The following is a 15379-nucleotide window of genomic DNA, read 5'->3' as shown; positions in this document are numbered from 1 at the left end:
TATATGAGCGTGCCAATGCCCCAGAGTTCAGCTGCAGTATCGTCGTTTGGTAGTAAGGTATTCCACATACTGTTATTGGCACTGTGTTATGCGTGTATTGGTCGCTTGTCAGTATTACTGGCGATACCACCGGGTTATGCGACGGCCATCTTTCCGCCGGCCGGCATAGCACTGGTGGTAATGTTGTTGTTCGGTCGCTATTGCGCGCCTGGCATTTTTCTTGGCTCACTTTTGTTAAACCTGTGGATTGGTTTTGACAGTGGTAGCGATATTGTCGCCGGCCTGCCTATTGCCTTCGGCGCCGCGACGGGAGCAACGCTACAAGCATTGTTGGCACTTTACCTGGTGCGCCGATATGTTACTGCACCAGATGAGTTAATCCGCGATACCGATATTATTCTGTTTTTATTGCTGGCCGGGCCGCTAGCCTGTGTGGTGAACGCCAGTTTCGGTGTCAGTAGTTTGTATTATGCCGGCGCTTTAAACTCCGCTGGTATAGCTTACGCCTGGGTAACTTGGTGGGTGGGCGACTCGTTGGGGGTGCTGGTTAGCGCGCCACTACTATTTATTTTGTTGGCACCAGGGCGTGGCGTTTGGCGCCAGCGGCGCTGGGCAGTTGGGTTGCCGTTGGTGATGTTGAGCGTTGGGTTGATGTGGATGTTTATAACGTTTAGCTCTTGGGAGGTACGCCAGCGGCAGTTTGAGTTTAATGAGGACGTTAACATTACCCACGAACAGCTCGGATCCCGATTGGAGCGCACGGTATTGGCGTTGGGGGCGTTAGAGCGATTCTTTTCTTATTCAGCCAATGTATCCCGTGGCGAGTTTAAAGGCTATGCAGATTTTTTTCTCAGCAGTAGCAGTGATGATGACGTGCGTGGTTTGTCATGGAACCGTTATCTACGTCAGTCACAACGGTCTGAGTTCGAGCAAACATTACAGCAGGACGTTGGCCAGCCATTCATCTTTGATTTTACCGCTCAACGTGAAAAGCAACGTTCAGCCGAAGCTGAGCATTATGTGGTGGTAGAGTATATAGAGCCACTGGCGGGTAATGAGGCTGTTATTGGCCTGAATATTTTGTCCAACCCGGTACGATTAGCCGCCATATTCTCCGCCCTTGATAGCGGCCAGCTCAGTGTCAGTGAAAAAATTAACTTACTGCAAAGCAATGAAGATGCAGTGTTACTGTTTTTTCCGGTTTATAGTGTACCCGCGTTAGATGAGGCGCAGCGCCGCGAACATATAGCCGGCTTTGTTACCGCAGTGCTAGCCTTCAAGCCGTTAATCGAAAATTTACTAACAGAAAAAGATAGCAGTATGCTGGAGATGCGCCTGACCGACGTCAGTAACAACAACGCGTTGCTATACCAAACTGCAGCACTGCCGCAGTCCACACCGCTGCAGTTAGAACAGTCATTGAATATAACGGTTGGCGGGCGACAATGGCAGGCGCAGTATTGGTTGTCGGCTGAATACAAAAGCCTTAATTCCGATTTTTTAGCCTTTTACGTGCTAACGATAGGTTTGTTGTTTACCAGTATCCTTGGTGCCTTTTTACTGGTAGTTACCGGCAGGGCACACTACATTGGTCAATTAGTAACCAAACGTTCAGCTGAGTTAAAAGGTGTGCTGGATAACGCAATTGATGCCATTTTAACCTTTGATAGTAAAGGCAATATCGAAAGTGTTAATCCGGCTGGTGAAAAGCTTACCCAGTATCCAGCTACTCAGTTGATTAACAAGTCTGTGCAGATGATTTTGCCAAAACTTGAATTAGACCCATTAGTCGAATCTGAACTGCACAATAGCCCGCTCAACGCCCGTTTTGACAGCACAGTAATGCGCCAAGACACTGCTGCTATACCGGTTGAAGTGGCACTCAGCAAGATGGAATTTAATGGCGAAAGCCGCTTTACGGTGATATTGCGCGACCTGACTGAGCGGCACGAAGCAGAAAAGATTAAAGACGACATTATTTCCACTGTCAGCCATGAACTGCGTACACCACTAACATCGATTATGGGCAGTTTGGGCTTGGTAAGCAGTGGTGTTACCGGGCCTTTGCCGCAAAAAGCGGCTGAGCTGGTTAGCTTGGCTATGCAAAACAGCCAGCGTTTAACCATGCTGGTGAATGATATCCTTGAGCTAAGCAAACACCAAACCGAAAATTACCAGCTAGCACAAGAGCCTATAGCATTGGAGACATTTTTAACCAAGGCCATAAACTTAAATGCCGGCTATGCCAGTCAATACGACGTTAAATTAGTTTTACAACAAGTGCCAACAGACATGGTTATTAGCGGCGATGAGGTAAAGCTAATGCAAGTTATGGCTAATTTATTGTCAAATGCCATTAAATATTCGCCTCGTCATGGTTGTGTTACGGTGTTTACGGCGATATCAGCGCCGCAATTTGTCGATATTGCAGTGCAAGATCAGGGTAACGGCATTCCGCTGGCGTTTCAGCAACAGGTGTTTCAGCGCTTTAGTCAGGCGGATTCTACCGATACCCGCCGGGTTGGTGGTACCGGGCTTGGCCTGGCAATTGCCAAAATAATTGTGGAAAAACATCAGGGTAAAATCTGGTTTGAAACAGTTGAAGGTAAAGGCTGCACGTTTTTTATCCGCTTACCCTTATATCAGCACGTTGCTGCGATGCCGTTGCCGGGCTAGCAGTGGCTATTTTTTATTCGGTTACAAAGATTCTCCCCTAGCTGCATCCAATCTGGTGGCAAGGTCGTTACTTGGCAGGGGTGAATAAGATGCCAGCGACTAGCTTACTTTGCGTATCGCTGAACTGATGCAGTTGTTCACCAATTACTGTTAATAACACAAGGTGAAACAACATGACCGTTACCACAACAACCTTGCCTAAAATGGCTAAGTTTACTCTCAGCACTATTACATTGGCGTTGTTAATAACATTGACCGGCTGCGAAGGCGAAGATGGCAGCAATGGCACTCCTGGGCAGCCTGGCGAAACCGGCGCCCCCGGCAACAATGGTACGCCTGGCTTAGCTGCAGCTAACTTTTTAGTTGCCAATAATGGTGCAGACAACGCGGGCAGTGTTGACTTGCTGGATCAATATGCTGCGCAGTTAAATCGCTATACCGGCTTGAACAACCAAGGCGTGACACTGGACGCACTAAATAACCTGCTTCAGGCCGGAGATGCAGCCAATGGCAGTGTAAAAACCGTGTGTAATATTGCCCAGCGCAATGAAGGCAGCGTATTTAACAACACCATCGACCGCGAATTAACCGGCGCTGCAACCGGGCTGGTAAACCCCAAGGGCATGCATTTCGCTGCAGTTAGCGGCTTGGTTTTTATTGCCGATAACAGCGCCATGCAAGTGAGCGTATTTGGTGGCGCTGCCGCAGGCAATGTCGCGCCGCTAGCAACCACAACGACGGAAGCCGCGCCGTGGGACCTGTTTTATGATGAGATAAACGACCGACTGTATGTTGCCCTGATCAATGGCGTGTTGTCAGTTTATGACGGTTACGTTGCCAGCAATTATGCCGCCATGCCGAGCCGGAATATTGTGCCGTCTGATGCCGCAGGCAAGCAAATTTCGGTAAATCTGCATGGCATAGCCTACGACCGCAGCACGGACAAAATGGTGTTGTCCGATGTTGGCAGTGCCAGTGATGCCAGCGATGGGGCATTGTTTGTTATTAACAATGTGTCCGTTGCCGACGGCGCCGTTGTACCGGCAAGAACCATTAAGGGACCGGAGACACAGTTAGGCAATCCGGTTGACATTGTGTTGTCTGGCACCGAGCTTAGAGTGGCCGAAAAAGCTAACGATGCCGTTTTGGTGTTTAGCAATATTTTTGCCGGACCAAGTGGTGACGTGGTGCCAGCGCTGTCAACGGCGCATAGCAAACCTGAAGCCTTGGTACAATTGGGCGAAAAAACTAACGCTGCCGATGTATCTGATAGTAGCTACGCCAGTTTATTAGGGGTGGCGGTATCGAGCAATCCAGCGGTTACCGGTGCTACTTCCGGTCAAATCAGCCGTATCAATGCCAATTTAACTAGCGAGCTTAGCCAGTACAATGCGTTGCAAAATATAGAAAGTGTCACTTTTGATATTGCCGGTGATAGTTACGCTACCTTTGATACTGCCGACAGTGGCGGTATTGTTATTTCTAACCGTGTGGCTAGTCAGCGCAGCGGCGAACAATTTTCCTCCTCACAAGACCGCTTGATCAGCGGTGCAAATACTAAGCTTATTTCGCCAAAAGGGCTGGATGTTGATTCTGCCAGCGGGCTGATTTTTGTGGCAGAGAACAATGCGGTTACACCTGCCGTGCACATTTATTCCAGCTGTGCCGCGGGCAATGTTGCGCCGTTGCTAAGCCTTAACACTGCACCTGCGCGGCCATGGGATGTCGACTATGACCCCGCAACAGACAAAGCCTTTGTCGCGCTAACCAACGGCAACGTGGCGGTGTTTTCTCAGGTTAAAGCTAAATGGTTAGCCGGTGCCACGGAAATTAGCACTGCGGATGTTACCATTATGCCGGCTTTTTCTGGCGTTGCTGTAGCGGCGCCGACTAACCTGCATGGTATCGATTACGATTTTGCCAGTGACAGTTTATTGTTATCTGATGTGGGCAGTGCAGCTGATGCCGGTGACGGTAAACTGTATGTGCTAAATAACATTAGCGCAGCCAGTGGTTTAACAGAGATAGCCGTGAGTATTAGCGGTGCTGCTACGGCATTGGGTAATCCGGTAGACATTATGTATCACGGTCAGCATCTGTACGTAGCTGAAAAATCTAACAATCTGTTGCTGCGCTTTGACAACATACTTAACAGCAACGGTGGCAATATTCCAGCCAGCTTAAGTTACAGTTTCACCGCGCCAGAATCTGTAGCTGTTATGCCACAGTATTTGAATAATCGCCGCTAACAAACACAGCGGATAACACGGCGCATTGCTGTGTTATCCGCCGTAGTTAATCGGTTAACGCCCAACCATTTTCTGTCATGCGTAAGGTGATTTTTTGTTGTTTTACCTGATAAACATCACCGGCTTTAAAATCGCCGTACTGCAGTTTTAGTAAGCCGGCCGCCATGCCACTGGCCACTTTTTCCAACACATTGCCAGGTTTTGCTGTCTGTGCATCAATATAGCTTTTAAATGACTGCTTAAATTCAATATCGTAGCTAACTTCGACGATGTACTGAGTTTCGCTGTCAGACCATCCGTTCAGTTTTTCCAGCTGAGCTATGTTAATCAAGCCATCGTATTGCTGATCAAACTGCTGTTGTAGCAACTGTTTAAGCTTAATAGTGCCCGGCGCGTCAGAACAGCCGGCTAAGCAGGTGGCCAACAATAGAAGCAATAACACTGTGATAAAACGCATAAAGTACTCTGAAGCTGATAATGATGGCACGATTATCGTACAAAGTGGCGCTGCTGCGCCATTACTTTAAAACCTGGCAGCATAAAAAGCGGGAATGTCTTTAATATCTTGCTGCAGATATATGTCTAAAAAGGCAATTAAAGCGAAGCCAACTGATATATCAGGCATTTTCATTGCAACTGCCTGTGCTACGTCTACAGTCATAACGTGTACAGATAGATAATTTGAAGAGGGTGATATGGCACTAAGTCGCAAAACCAGCTCGTCAAATGCAGCATTGATATTATTCGCCGTGGCTGCGTCGGCACCGCTTCAAGCTGAAATAAACTACACCTTTAATGGGTTTGGCACGGTAGCTGTAGGGAAGGTTCTGTCAGGCGATGTGGACGACCCGGACTATGTGAGTTATCAGTGTCCCTGCTTTATTACAGATTATAACAACGGCGGCATTTACGAGCGCAATGACAGTTGGAGCTTCAAGCAGGAAAGTCGACTGGGTGCGCAGTTAAACGTGAATTTCAGCGATAAATTGTCATTGGTTACCCAGGTTATGGCGCGAGCGGTAGACAGCGAGCTGAGCCTGGAATGGGCTTACTTGTCTTATGATTTTATTTTTTAGCCCTTACGCCAAACGGAGATAGATTATGAAAGCAGTGATTATTATATTGAGTTTTCTAGTAATGGGTACGGTACAGGCAGGTATTGTTGTTATCGCACATCCGGCTAACAGCAACAGTGTTACGGTTGAGGAGCTACAACGGTTATACACCGGGAAAAGCAGCAGCTTTGCTAATGGTGATGCGGTATTGCCGTTAAATTTGACCGATGCCAATACGTTACGCGGTAGCTTTGACGAAAAGGCGTTGGGCCGCTCATCCAGCCAAATTAAAGCGTATTGGTCTAAGTTAGTATTTACCGGTAAAGGTACACCACCAAAAGAAGTAAGTAGCGACGAAGAGATGATCAAGCTGGTGAGTAGCAATCCGAATATTCTGGGCTATGTAGGCAGTGACACCGACGTGTCGGCGGTAAAAGTGCTACTGAAAATTGACTAATTAGTGGTCTGCCGTACCAGGTATAGCAGTGCGCCGCTCAGTTTTGAGCGGCGTTTTTTCTTTGCTGGCAGATTTTCAGCCCGACATTTTTTCTGCATTAGCCGTAGCCGGGCTGGCAATATCAACGTATAAGGCAGTAAATAAGCACGATTATAATAGGTTGTTATATGCAATATTCTGTTTTGGGCAGTAGTGGGTTAAGGGTATCAAGGGCGTGTTTGGGCAGCATGACCTGGGGTTGTCAAAACAACCAGGCCGACGCTGACGCGCAGCTGGATTATGCGCTGGCGCAGGGGGTTAATTTTATCGATACCGCCGAGATGTACGCCATTCCGCCTACTATCGACACTTACGGTGCCACCGAACGTATTATTGGCGATTATTTTCAGCGCAATGCCGGTAAACGGCAACATACTATACTGGCCAGCAAAATGGCTGGTCCGGGCCTGGCGCATGTGCGTGATGGTAGTGACATGACACCACAAAGCCTGCTGCAGGCGGTAGAAGGGTCTTTAGCGCGTTTGCAAACCGACTATATCGATGTGTACCAATTACACTGGCCAAACCGGGTGTCGCCGCATTTTGGCAAGCACCGGGTAGGGCGTATTGGTTTTTCTGACATTAATTCTGATGCGCAAACCGAGCAGATGCTAGCGTTACTGCAGGCTTTAGACAGCTGTGTTAAGGCTGGCAAAATTCGCTTTTGTGGGCTATCGAACGAAACACCCTGGGGTGTTAGCCAATATTTACAATTAAGTCAGCAGCATGATCTGCCGCGGATGGTGTCCATTCAAAATGAATTTAGCCCACTGCATACTAAAGACTGGCCATATTTAATTGAGCAATGTGTGCATGAAAATATCGGCTATCTACCCTGGTCGCCACTGGCTGGTGGTGCCTTAACAGGTAAGTACCTCGGTGCAGCCCGTCCGGCAGGCAGCCGCTGGAGTATGCTGCAGCGCAATGGCTTGTTTCGTGATACACCGCAGTCAAATAACGCCATCGCCGCTTTTACCGAGCTGGCACGCAGCCACAATGTGGTATCAGCTGAACTGGCGTTAGCTTGGGTTAATCAGGTTGATGGGGTAACCTCTACCATTATTGGCGCCACCAACATGGCACAGCTGCAGCAAAATATGGCGGCGTTTGCACTGGTGCTAACCCCGGCGATGCTGGATGACATAGCCCAGTTTTTACAGCAATATCCGGCGCCGTTTTAGCAGATAAAAACTACCGGCGCTGCTTTTCATGTAAATAATACCCTCACTTTGCGCCGGTAAAGAGGCCACGCCAGTGTCAGGCCGCGCAGCAGCATAAACACGCACAGTGCCAGCCATAAGGCATGGTTAGCCAGGCTGTGCGTAAAGGCATAACACAGTGCAAAACCGCCTAAGGATAACAGCATACTGTTACGCATAGCGCGCCCTTGGGTAGCGCCAATATAAATGCCGTCTAACAGGTAGCTCCATACCGCTATTAAGGGTAGGGCAATTAGCCAGGGCAGGTAGTATTCTGCTGTAGTTTGCACCGCAGTAATAGAGGTAAGCACGCTGATTAATGCCGGGCCACCCAGCCAAAACAGCAGGCTAAACCCTATGCCCAAAAGCAAACCCCACTGGGCCAGTAGGGTAAACAACAGCTGCAATTCGCTCTGATCTTTTGCGCCTACCGCTTTGCCGGTCATCGCTTCAGCGGCATAGGCAAAGCCATCAAGCGCGTAAGATACCAGCATTAAAAACGTGATTAGCACCGCATTGGCCGCCACTATATTGTCGCCAAAGGCGGCACCACGAAAGGCTATAAACACAAACACCAGTTGCAGGCACAGGCTGCGGATAAAAATATCGCGATTAAGCGCAAATAAGCGGCCATAGCCGCTAAATAGCGGCAAGGTTACCTGGCTTAACGCGCCAAGTTGTTGCTGCTGCCATACCTTTCGTGCCAGCACCAGGCCAACCAGTAGCGTGCTGTAATCGGCAATTACCGAGGCGGCGGCTACACCGGCAACGTTCCAGCCCAGCCCCAATACAAACACGACATCCAGCACAATATTAATACTTTGCCCCAGTAACAGCAGCCACATGGGGTAGTGGGCATTGTGCAGGCCTAAAAACCAGCCCAACAACACCATATTAAGCAGTGCCGCTGGCGCGCTCCAAATGCGGACATGAAAATATATCCCGGCTTGTTGTAATACGTCACTGCCAGCGGCGCTGAACCATTGCACCAGCGGCCACACCACAGAATGCAGCAGTAACAGCAGCAGTGCTAAGGCCAGTGCTACCACAGCCCCTTGCAGCAAGCTGCTGCGTATTGCTGGCTTATCAGTGGCGCCAAACGCCTGCGCCGTTAAACCGGTGGTGCTCATGCGCAAAAAGCCCAACAACATAAACAGCAGGCTAATAACACTGCTGCCCAGCGCTACACCGCCTAAATACCAGGCATGGTCCAGGTGGCCCACTACGGCAGTATCTACCAGTGACAGCAGCGGTATTGTCAGGTTAGAGGCAATCATCGGCAGGGCAATTAACAGCACCTGCTGTTGTTTGGGCTGGAAAAAGTTCAGCAAAGCGTGCGTATCGTCAAGCAGTTATCAGTGTTTGGCATACTAGCACATTATCCCTCCGTTGCTGCGGCAACAGTCATTTTGCCAAACCGCAACAGCAAGACCTGGCAGTTTAACTGCGCGGTTGTTTAAGGGGGCATACACTAAATTTGCAATCTGACGTTGAAAATCCACATTAAGGCACAATTAATCTCTGCGACTGTTAAAAATAAGGAAATAACGTGGAAATTAGTTTGCGTGAAGTAACAAAGGATAATTGGCTAGATGTTATTCATCTGCAAATAAGCCCGCAGCAGCAAGACTATGTTGCGCAAAATGCAGAGTCGATAGCGGAATCACATTTTTACCCTCATTACGTAAACCGTGCCATTTACCGTGGCGATGAGGTTGTGGGTTTTTTACAGTATTACCAAGAGCTGGAAGAAGGCTTGCCGGATGAGTTTTATATCGCCCAATTTATGGTCGACCTGAAACTGCAAGGGCAGGGCATAGGCACTGAAGCCACCCGGTTGGCAATAGCAGAAATAAGCCAAATACCCGAGTGTAAAATTATTTCTATTTTGTATATGCCCGGCCATCATGCCATGCGCGATTTTTACGCCCGCTTTGGCTTTGTGGTTACTGAGGAAGATGAGAACGACGGGGTTGTGATGGAGCTTAACGTTCGGGATTAAAAAGCCGTTGCAGCAGATAAACGCTTTTTAGCAGAAGGCGGTAAATCGCGGCTATCGCAAATACTCAGCGGTAAGCGCTCGCTAACGCCGAGCCATATCCGCGCTTTATCCAAGCGCTTTGATATACCAGCGGCGCTGTTTGTTTGATATCGTCGCTGCGCATTTAAACGGCAGTAATGAGCGAAAAACAGACATTAATTTGGCAGTCGATCAATTCCGCCAGCAGTTGCCTGGCGTTGTCTAATCGCAGTAAATCGATGTATTGTTCCTGTGTTTCACCGATATGCTCGACAAAGTGTCGATGGAAATTATGTTCACGTATGTCGCAGTTGCAGCCTGACCCAGAGGAATAAGATGAAAATTGTGCAGGATGATTTAGCCGGCGGTGAGGTGATATCGCTACTGCAAGAGCATTTAGCCGATATGTACGCCACCTCACCACCAGAGAGTGTACATGCGCTGGATATTACTGCGTTAAAAGCCAGCAATATACGCTTTTTCAGTGCCTGGCTGGATGGCGAATTAGCCGGCTGTGTGGCGATAAAAGCACTGGATAGCGGTTTGGCAGAGCTTAAATCAATGCGCACCACTAAGGCTTTTAGGGGCAAAGGCATCGGGCAGGCGTTACTGCATTTTATTATTGAGCATGCCAAAACCGAGGGTTTTTCTGCGCTTAATTTAGAAACCGGTACTCAGGATTATTTCGCTCCGGCCAGAGGCTTATACCGTAAGTTTGGATTTAGTGACTGCGACCCTTTTGGCCAGTATAAACCAGACCCGAATAGCCATTTTATGACACTGAGCTTGCGTGGATAAACAGAGCCTAACCAATAAAGGCGCTAGCCTATGCACTTTTTGCTGATCGTAGCCCTTTTCACCTGAACTGGTAGAGTTAAGCCTGACAATGGCCAAAAGTGAATCCAGAATCTTTTTTGCACAGGAGCAAATATGACAGATACCTACATGCAGCCGATTGCCGCCGCGCTACGCTGTACTCTACCTTGTAACCCTGCGATATGTGCAGCGGCACCGTATTGCTATATGGCATTCCAAAGGTGGTGATTGGTGAATACCTGAGCTTTGATGACAGAATGGTTACTGGCAACTGCCGCAGCACATCTGGCCGTCGGCTCCGTGGTTTGCTCTGGCAGGTTGTACGAATAAAATCTCATTCTCCAGCAAAATATGCTGCATTAAATCTTCTTTTAGTTCTTTTAACCCCAGATATAGTGCAGTCCAGGTGTTGCAGGCATCTGCTGGCAGCGTAATGTTGTTGGTTAGCTTATCCAGGGTTTCCAGCGCATCGCCGTGCTGCAGGTGTTCTTCTTCCATTACGCTTATCGGGCCGTTGGGGTAAATGCCACCGGCGAGCATAGGAAACAGAATTTGCTCTTCTTTCATCATATGGCTTTCCAGCTCCTGATACATCTCTTCCAGATGCTGTGCCAGGCCGGTTGGGCAATTGGCATCGAGTGCATGCACATGCTCTACCCGCCGCGCTAAACGGCTAAGCTCGGGCAACTGTCTGCGATGGCGCTGATGAAAACGCTCTAAAATAAACTCAATCAACTGTTTTACGGGTTTGCTACGCCAGTCAGTTAACTCGCCGTCCTGCTGCTGTAATTGCTGTAGCGCGCTTAATACCGGCGCTTCGGCCAGCTGTTTTTTTGCCAGTGCATCGCGCAGGCTGTGCTTACCACCACAGCAAAAATCCAGTTTGTATTGATGAAATACTGCGGTAGCGCCGGCAATACTGGTCGCCAGCTGGCCTAAAGATTGATCTAATAAAGTTGAAGTAGTAACTGCTGACATAAAAACTCCTGCTTATACAATTTAACGTAGCGCCAATGCGACGCAGCTGGGCTTAAAGGGCAAGAGTCAGGCCAAAACTACCACCTTTGATTTATATAGCTTTATTTTCTGTCGTGGTACATTAAACCCAGTTAATGCCGGGTAAAAAATACCCAAGGGTAAAAAATACCATGCTGCAAGAGAGTTTAGTTGCCGATTTAGTTACCGAGTTGCCTGCTGCCGTGCGTCTGCAGCGTTTGGTGAGTACACTACGCAGCCATTTTAGCTGTGGCGCTGTTGGTTTACTGCGTCTGGAGCACGATGTACTAAAGCCGGTTGCCTTACATGGTTTAGTCCGAGAGGCGCTGGGCCGGCGCTTTGTGGTGGCGCAGCATCCGCGCTTAGCCGCTATTTTAGCTAGCCGCAACCCGGTACGGTTTGACCCTGGCTCTGAGCTACCTGATCCCTATGATGGCTTATTAGCTGATCAGCCCGGCCTGGCGTTGCCGGTGCACGATTGCATGGGCACAGCGCTGTATATTGAAGGTCGCTGCTGGGGCTTACTAACACTGGATGCGTTAACCGCGGGCAGTTTTTCAGCCGCAGCAGTATATGAGTTACAGCGCTATAGCCTGCTGGTAGAGGCCGCCGTACGTATGACTGAGCTGGAGCAAGCCAACCGTGCGCTTAGGCTTAATCAACAATCTGATGAGCAACAATTTGAACCTGCCGCCAAACAGCGTTACGAGCTAATTGGTCAAAGCACGGCGTTAAAGCAAATATTGCAGGAGCTGACGGTGGTGGCTAACTCCGATTTACCGGTATTATTGCTGGGCGAAACCGGGGTGGGAAAAGAGCTGTTTGCCCGTCATTTGCATCGTTGCTCGGCACGCGCGGCTAAGCCGATGATTTATATTAATTGCGCAGCTTTGCCAGAAAGTCTGGCTGAAAGCGAACTGTTTGGCCATAACAAAGGCGCCTTTTCCGGTGCGCACAGCGAACGTGCTGGCCGCTTTGAGGCCGCCGATGGCGGTACCTTGTTTTTAGATGAAGTGGGCGAGCTGCCACTGGCGGTGCAGGCAAAGTTGTTGCGGGTGCTGCAAAACGGCGAAATTCAGCGCCTGGGCTCTGATAAAACCCGCACCGTAAATGTGCGCTTAGTGGCCGCCACGAACCGTGATTTAAAGCAACAGGTAAAAAGTGGCGAATTTCGCGCTGATTTGTATCACCGTTTATCGGTGTACCCGCTACCGATACCGCCTCTTCGCGAACGGCCGGACGACATTCCGTTACTGGCCGGCCATTTTCTCGAGTTAAACCGCAGTCGGCTGGGCTTGCGTGCGCTACGTTTATCCGGCGATGCCGAGCTGGCCTTACTTAGCTATAACTGGCCGGGCAATGTGCGAGAGCTGGAGCACGTGATCAGCCGCGCCGCAATAAAAGCGTTAAGCCAGGGCGCGTCGCGCAGTGACATTGTCACCTTAGAGGCGGCCTTGCTGGATATCGATACGGTACCGGCGGCTATTGTGCACACTGAGTTGCACGGCAATACGCTAGTCAACGGCATAACGCTGAAGCAGGCGGTAAGCCAACTGCAACGGCAGATGATCCAACAGGCGCTGGCGCAGCACGATGGCAGTTGGTCACAGGCGGCCCGCCAGCTAGAGCTGGACCCCAGCAACCTGCACAAACTGGCACAGCGGCTGGGACTTAAGTAAATTGACTCAGGAGCAAAACCATGTGGTGTTATAGCCGAATAGTGTTCTGGCGTGCCCTGGCGCTGACAAGCTTAGTACTGGGGTTAATAGGTATACCGCTGCCGGTGTTGCCAACGGTGCCGTTTATCTTACTTAGCGCCTGGGCTGCCGGCAAAGGCTGGCCAGCGCTAGAGCAACGTTTATTAGCCCACGCCACGCTGGGGCCGCCTATTTTGGCTTGGCGGAAATATGGTGTGGTGCCGCGGCGCGCCAAATATCTGGCCAGCGCCATGATGTTGCCCAGTGTGCTGCTGTTGCAGCTATCTGCAGCACCGCTAGTGTTAAAACTGCTGCTGCCGTGCTTTTTGCTATTGGTCGCTATCTGGCTATGGCGCCGCCCCGAACTGACTTTGCAGGAACGACACCATGACAACACCCAGTAAATTAACTGAGCTGACGACACAACAGGCGCTGCGTTATAGCCGTCAGCTGATGCTGCCCGCGATGGACTTTCGCGGCCAGGAAGCCCTGCTGGCAAGTAAAGTACTGTTAATCGGTGTTGGTGGTTTAGGCTGCGCCGCCGCACCATATTTGGTGGCCAGTGGTGTCGGTAGCATTATGCTGGTAGACGATGACACTATCGACCGCAGTAATTTACAGCGGCAAATACTGTATGGCGAAGCCGATATTGGTCAGAGTAAAGCCGGGCAGGCAGCGGCAAGCTTACGCCAGCTAAACGCTGAAATAAGCATTCAGGCACTGCGGCAACGTTTAAATGCGCAAGATTTAGCCGCCCTGGTGCCACAATATTCATTGGTGCTCGATTGTACAGATAACCTCAGCACCCGCAATGCGATAAACGCTGCTTGCGTTAAGGCCAAAGTGCCGCTGGTATCAGGCGCGGCTATTCGCTTTGAAGGTCAGGTGGCCAGCTTTAGCATGCAGGGCGACGGCGCTTGTTATCATTGCTTAAGTCAGCTATTTGGCGAGCAGCAATTAACCTGTATGGAAGCGGGCATTTTAAGCCCGATAGTTGGTATCATTGGCACTATGCAGGCGCTGGAGGCGGTAAAAATACTTGCTGGTGTCGGCACGCCGCTGTATGGCAAATTGCAGTTGTTTGATGGCTTAACCAGCCAGTGGCGCCAGTTTAACTTAATAAAAGATCCCTGTTGCAGCGTGTGTGGCGACAGTCAAACTAACCCGACGTAATAAAGGACAGCAGCTGGTTATTACAGATTATGATCCGCGCCAAGCGGAGCCTTTAGTCACTTAATATTGCTGCACCTGCGGATGTTGGCTATGCTGGTGCTACTTCAATCCTTTGGCCTATATCAATGAAACATATCCTATTTTTGCTGGTGCTGTGCCTTGTTGGCTGCAGCAGTACAACGGACTCAGAGTTACTGGCTGAGGCCGGGACTGTGAATGCTGACAAAATTAAAGTATTGAATATAGGCAGCTTTCACTTTGGCGCGACCAGTGACGCCAATAAAGTCGAATTTGATGAACATGATCTAGCAAACCAACAGGCAGTCAGAAACATTGCTAAGTTGCTTGCTCAATTTAAACCCACTATCGTTTGCCTGGAGTTTTTACCGGAAGATATGGCCGCAATGAACCAGGCCTATCAGGCATTTTTAGCTAACCCTGAGCAGTTAAACACCCGTTATGGTGAGCTCAGTATGCTGGGCTTTGATATCGCCAGATTAAGTGGCGTGGAGAAAGTGTACGGTATCGACCATCATCTGGGATACAACTACAGTTTGGGTGACTTTATTGAAAACAGCCCTGAGCTGGAAAACGCGGTTGACCGGCAAACCTACCTGCAATTAACTCATCAGCCATTTTTACATTACCCTAAGTTAGCTGAGCTTAATCAACGCTTTGAACAGCTGCCGTTGCTGGAGCAATTGCAACTAACCAATCAGCCGCTAATGCTGGACTACTCACTTAATACCAATGCCGATAAGCTGTTTTACGTTGGCATTGGCGATGGCTTTGAAGGGGCAGAGCAAGCGGCGCAGTTTTATCTGCGTAATATGAAAATTTATACCAATTTGAACCGCATCCCCATGAGCAAAGATGATCGGGTACTGATTTTAATGGGCTCTGCCCATACCGCTATGCTCAGGGAGTTTATCCGCCGCAGCCCCAAATTCGACATGGTCAATACGTTGGATTATTTAACCGCAAAGTAGTCCTGAGTTGTTG

The 15379-nt window shown here is 49.4% G+C and carries 14 protein-coding genes and 1 pseudogene; 12 read left to right on the top strand and 3 right to left on the bottom strand.

The annotated features are described in order from the left end of the window. Nucleotides 1-15: 15 nt before the first annotated feature. Both I4W93_RS09660 and I4W93_RS09655 read left to right on the top strand, forming a co-directional pair. Nucleotides 16-2676, top strand: a complete 2661-nt coding sequence (locus tag I4W93_RS09660; protein WP_205311132.1) for a CHASE domain-containing protein — start codon at nt 16-18, stop codon at nt 2674-2676. 173 nt (nt 2677-2849) lie between these two features. Next, nucleotides 2850-4925, top strand: a complete 2076-nt coding sequence (locus I4W93_RS09655) for a collagen-like triple helix repeat-containing protein (protein ID WP_205311133.1) — start codon at nt 2850-2852, stop codon at nt 4923-4925. Nucleotides 4926-4971: 46 nt separating this feature from the next. Here the strand turns inward: I4W93_RS09655 and I4W93_RS09650 are convergent, their stop codons facing one another. After that, nucleotides 4972-5382 carry a hypothetical protein gene (locus tag I4W93_RS09650; RefSeq protein ID WP_205311134.1) on the bottom strand — a complete coding sequence of 137 codons (411 nt, stop codon included), beginning with the start codon at nt 5380-5382 and terminating at the stop codon, nt 4972-4974. A 238-nt stretch (nt 5383-5620) separates the two neighbouring features. Here I4W93_RS09650 and I4W93_RS09645 point away from each other — a divergent pair, with 238 nt between their 5' ends. The 3 genes from I4W93_RS09645 to I4W93_RS09635 all read left to right on the top strand — a co-directional run bounded on the left by I4W93_RS09645 (nt 5621) and on the right by I4W93_RS09635 (nt 7657). Further along, nucleotides 5621-6001, top strand: a complete 381-nt coding sequence (locus tag I4W93_RS09645; RefSeq protein WP_205311135.1) for a hypothetical protein — start codon at nt 5621-5623, stop codon at nt 5999-6001. A 25-nt stretch (nt 6002-6026) separates the two neighbouring features. Beyond that, entirely contained in the window at nt 6027-6437 is a 411-nt protein-coding gene (locus I4W93_RS09640; protein WP_205311136.1) for a type 2 periplasmic-binding domain-containing protein, read from the top strand. A gap of 167 nt (nt 6438-6604) precedes the next feature. Beyond that, complete coding sequence (locus I4W93_RS09635) at nt 6605-7657, top strand: aldo/keto reductase (RefSeq protein WP_205311137.1); 1053 nt, start codon at nt 6605-6607, stop codon at nt 7655-7657. A 26-nt stretch (nt 7658-7683) separates the two neighbouring features. On the opposite strand, the gene dinF is transcribed toward I4W93_RS09635, so the two are convergent. After that, nucleotides 7684-9006, bottom strand: a complete 1323-nt coding sequence (gene dinF, locus I4W93_RS09630) for an MATE family efflux transporter DinF (protein WP_224673364.1) — start codon at nt 9004-9006, stop codon at nt 7684-7686. A 218-nt stretch (nt 9007-9224) separates the two neighbouring features. Between dinF and I4W93_RS09625 the strand changes: the two genes are divergently transcribed. The 3 genes and pseudogenes from I4W93_RS09625 to I4W93_RS20520 all read left to right on the top strand — a co-directional run. Then, on the top strand, nt 9225-9677 hold the full coding sequence (locus tag I4W93_RS09625) for a GNAT family N-acetyltransferase (protein WP_205311138.1): 453 nt from the start codon (nt 9225-9227) through the stop codon (nt 9675-9677). Between the two features lie 354 nt (nt 9678-10031). Next, nucleotides 10032-10493: a GNAT family N-acetyltransferase gene (locus tag I4W93_RS09620; RefSeq protein ID WP_205311139.1), complete on the top strand. Its 462-nt coding sequence runs from the start codon at nt 10032-10034 to the stop codon at nt 10491-10493. A 161-nt stretch (nt 10494-10654) separates the two neighbouring features. Then, nucleotides 10655-10759, top strand: a pseudogene (locus tag I4W93_RS20520) (nucleoside deaminase); the annotation flags it as partial. Between the two features lie 13 nt (nt 10760-10772). On the opposite strand, the gene ytfE reads toward I4W93_RS20520, so the two are convergent. Next, nucleotides 10773-11489: an iron-sulfur cluster repair protein YtfE gene (ytfE, locus tag I4W93_RS09615; RefSeq protein ID WP_205311140.1), complete on the bottom strand. Its 717-nt coding sequence runs from the start codon at nt 11487-11489 to the stop codon at nt 10773-10775. Nucleotides 11490-11659: 170 nt separating this feature from the next. Here ytfE and norR point away from each other — a divergent pair, with 170 nt between their 5' ends. From norR to I4W93_RS09595, 4 genes are all read left to right on the top strand, one after another. Next, a complete protein-coding gene (gene norR, locus I4W93_RS09610) occupies nt 11660-13186 on the top strand; it encodes a nitric oxide reductase transcriptional regulator NorR (protein WP_205311141.1) in 1527 nt (508 codons plus the stop codon). Nucleotides 13187-13206: 20 nt separating this feature from the next. Next, nucleotides 13207-13608, top strand: a complete 402-nt coding sequence (locus I4W93_RS09605; RefSeq protein WP_205311142.1) for a YbaN family protein — start codon at nt 13207-13209, stop codon at nt 13606-13608. Next, complete coding sequence (moeB, locus tag I4W93_RS09600; RefSeq protein ID WP_205311143.1) at nt 13592-14377, top strand: molybdopterin-synthase adenylyltransferase MoeB; 786 nt, start codon at nt 13592-13594, stop codon at nt 14375-14377. Before I4W93_RS09605 ends, moeB begins: the two co-directional genes overlap by 17 nt. A gap of 125 nt (nt 14378-14502) precedes the next feature. Next, nucleotides 14503-15366 carry a DUF5694 domain-containing protein gene (locus tag I4W93_RS09595; protein ID WP_205311144.1) on the top strand — a complete coding sequence of 288 codons (864 nt, stop codon included), beginning with the start codon at nt 14503-14505 and terminating at the stop codon, nt 15364-15366. The last annotated feature ends 13 nt before the right edge of the window (nt 15367-15379 follow it).

Origin of the sequence: Rheinheimera maricola, assembly GCF_016918075.2 — a bacterium.
Taxonomy (GTDB): Bacteria; Pseudomonadota; Gammaproteobacteria; order Enterobacterales; family Alteromonadaceae; genus Alishewanella; species Alishewanella maricola_A.
Note: the sequence above shows the minus strand (reverse complement) of the source record. Positions and strands in the feature narration are given on the sequence as shown.

Excerpts from the sequence above, each read along its gene's own strand:
- I4W93_RS09620 (WP_205311139.1), top strand. The coding sequence starts at position 10,032 with ATGAAAATTGTGCAGGATGATTTAGCCGGCGGTGAGGTGATATCGCTA.
- I4W93_RS09635 (WP_205311137.1), top strand. The coding sequence starts at position 6,605 with ATGCAATATTCTGTTTTGGGCAGTAGTGGGTTAAGGGTATCAAGGGCG.
- I4W93_RS09595 (WP_205311144.1), top strand. The coding sequence starts at position 14,503 with ATGAAACATATCCTATTTTTGCTGGTGCTGTGCCTTGTTGGCTGCAGC.
- I4W93_RS09640 (WP_205311136.1), top strand. The coding sequence starts at position 6,027 with ATGAAAGCAGTGATTATTATATTGAGTTTTCTAGTAATGGGTACGGTA.
- I4W93_RS09655 (WP_205311133.1), top strand. The coding sequence starts at position 2,850 with ATGACCGTTACCACAACAACCTTGCCTAAAATGGCTAAGTTTACTCTC.
- I4W93_RS09660 (WP_205311132.1), top strand. The coding sequence starts at position 16 with ATGCCCCAGAGTTCAGCTGCAGTATCGTCGTTTGGTAGTAAGGTATTC.
- I4W93_RS09650 (WP_205311134.1), bottom strand. The coding sequence starts at position 5,382 with ATGCGTTTTATCACAGTGTTATTGCTTCTATTGTTGGCCACCTGCTTA.
- norR (WP_205311141.1), top strand. The coding sequence starts at position 11,660 with ATGCTGCAAGAGAGTTTAGTTGCCGATTTAGTTACCGAGTTGCCTGCT.
- I4W93_RS09645 (WP_205311135.1), top strand. The coding sequence starts at position 5,621 with ATGGCACTAAGTCGCAAAACCAGCTCGTCAAATGCAGCATTGATATTA.
- ytfE (WP_205311140.1), bottom strand. The coding sequence starts at position 11,489 with ATGTCAGCAGTTACTACTTCAACTTTATTAGATCAATCTTTAGGCCAG.
- moeB (WP_205311143.1), top strand. The coding sequence starts at position 13,592 with ATGACAACACCCAGTAAATTAACTGAGCTGACGACACAACAGGCGCTG.
- I4W93_RS09605 (WP_205311142.1), top strand. The coding sequence starts at position 13,207 with ATGTGGTGTTATAGCCGAATAGTGTTCTGGCGTGCCCTGGCGCTGACA.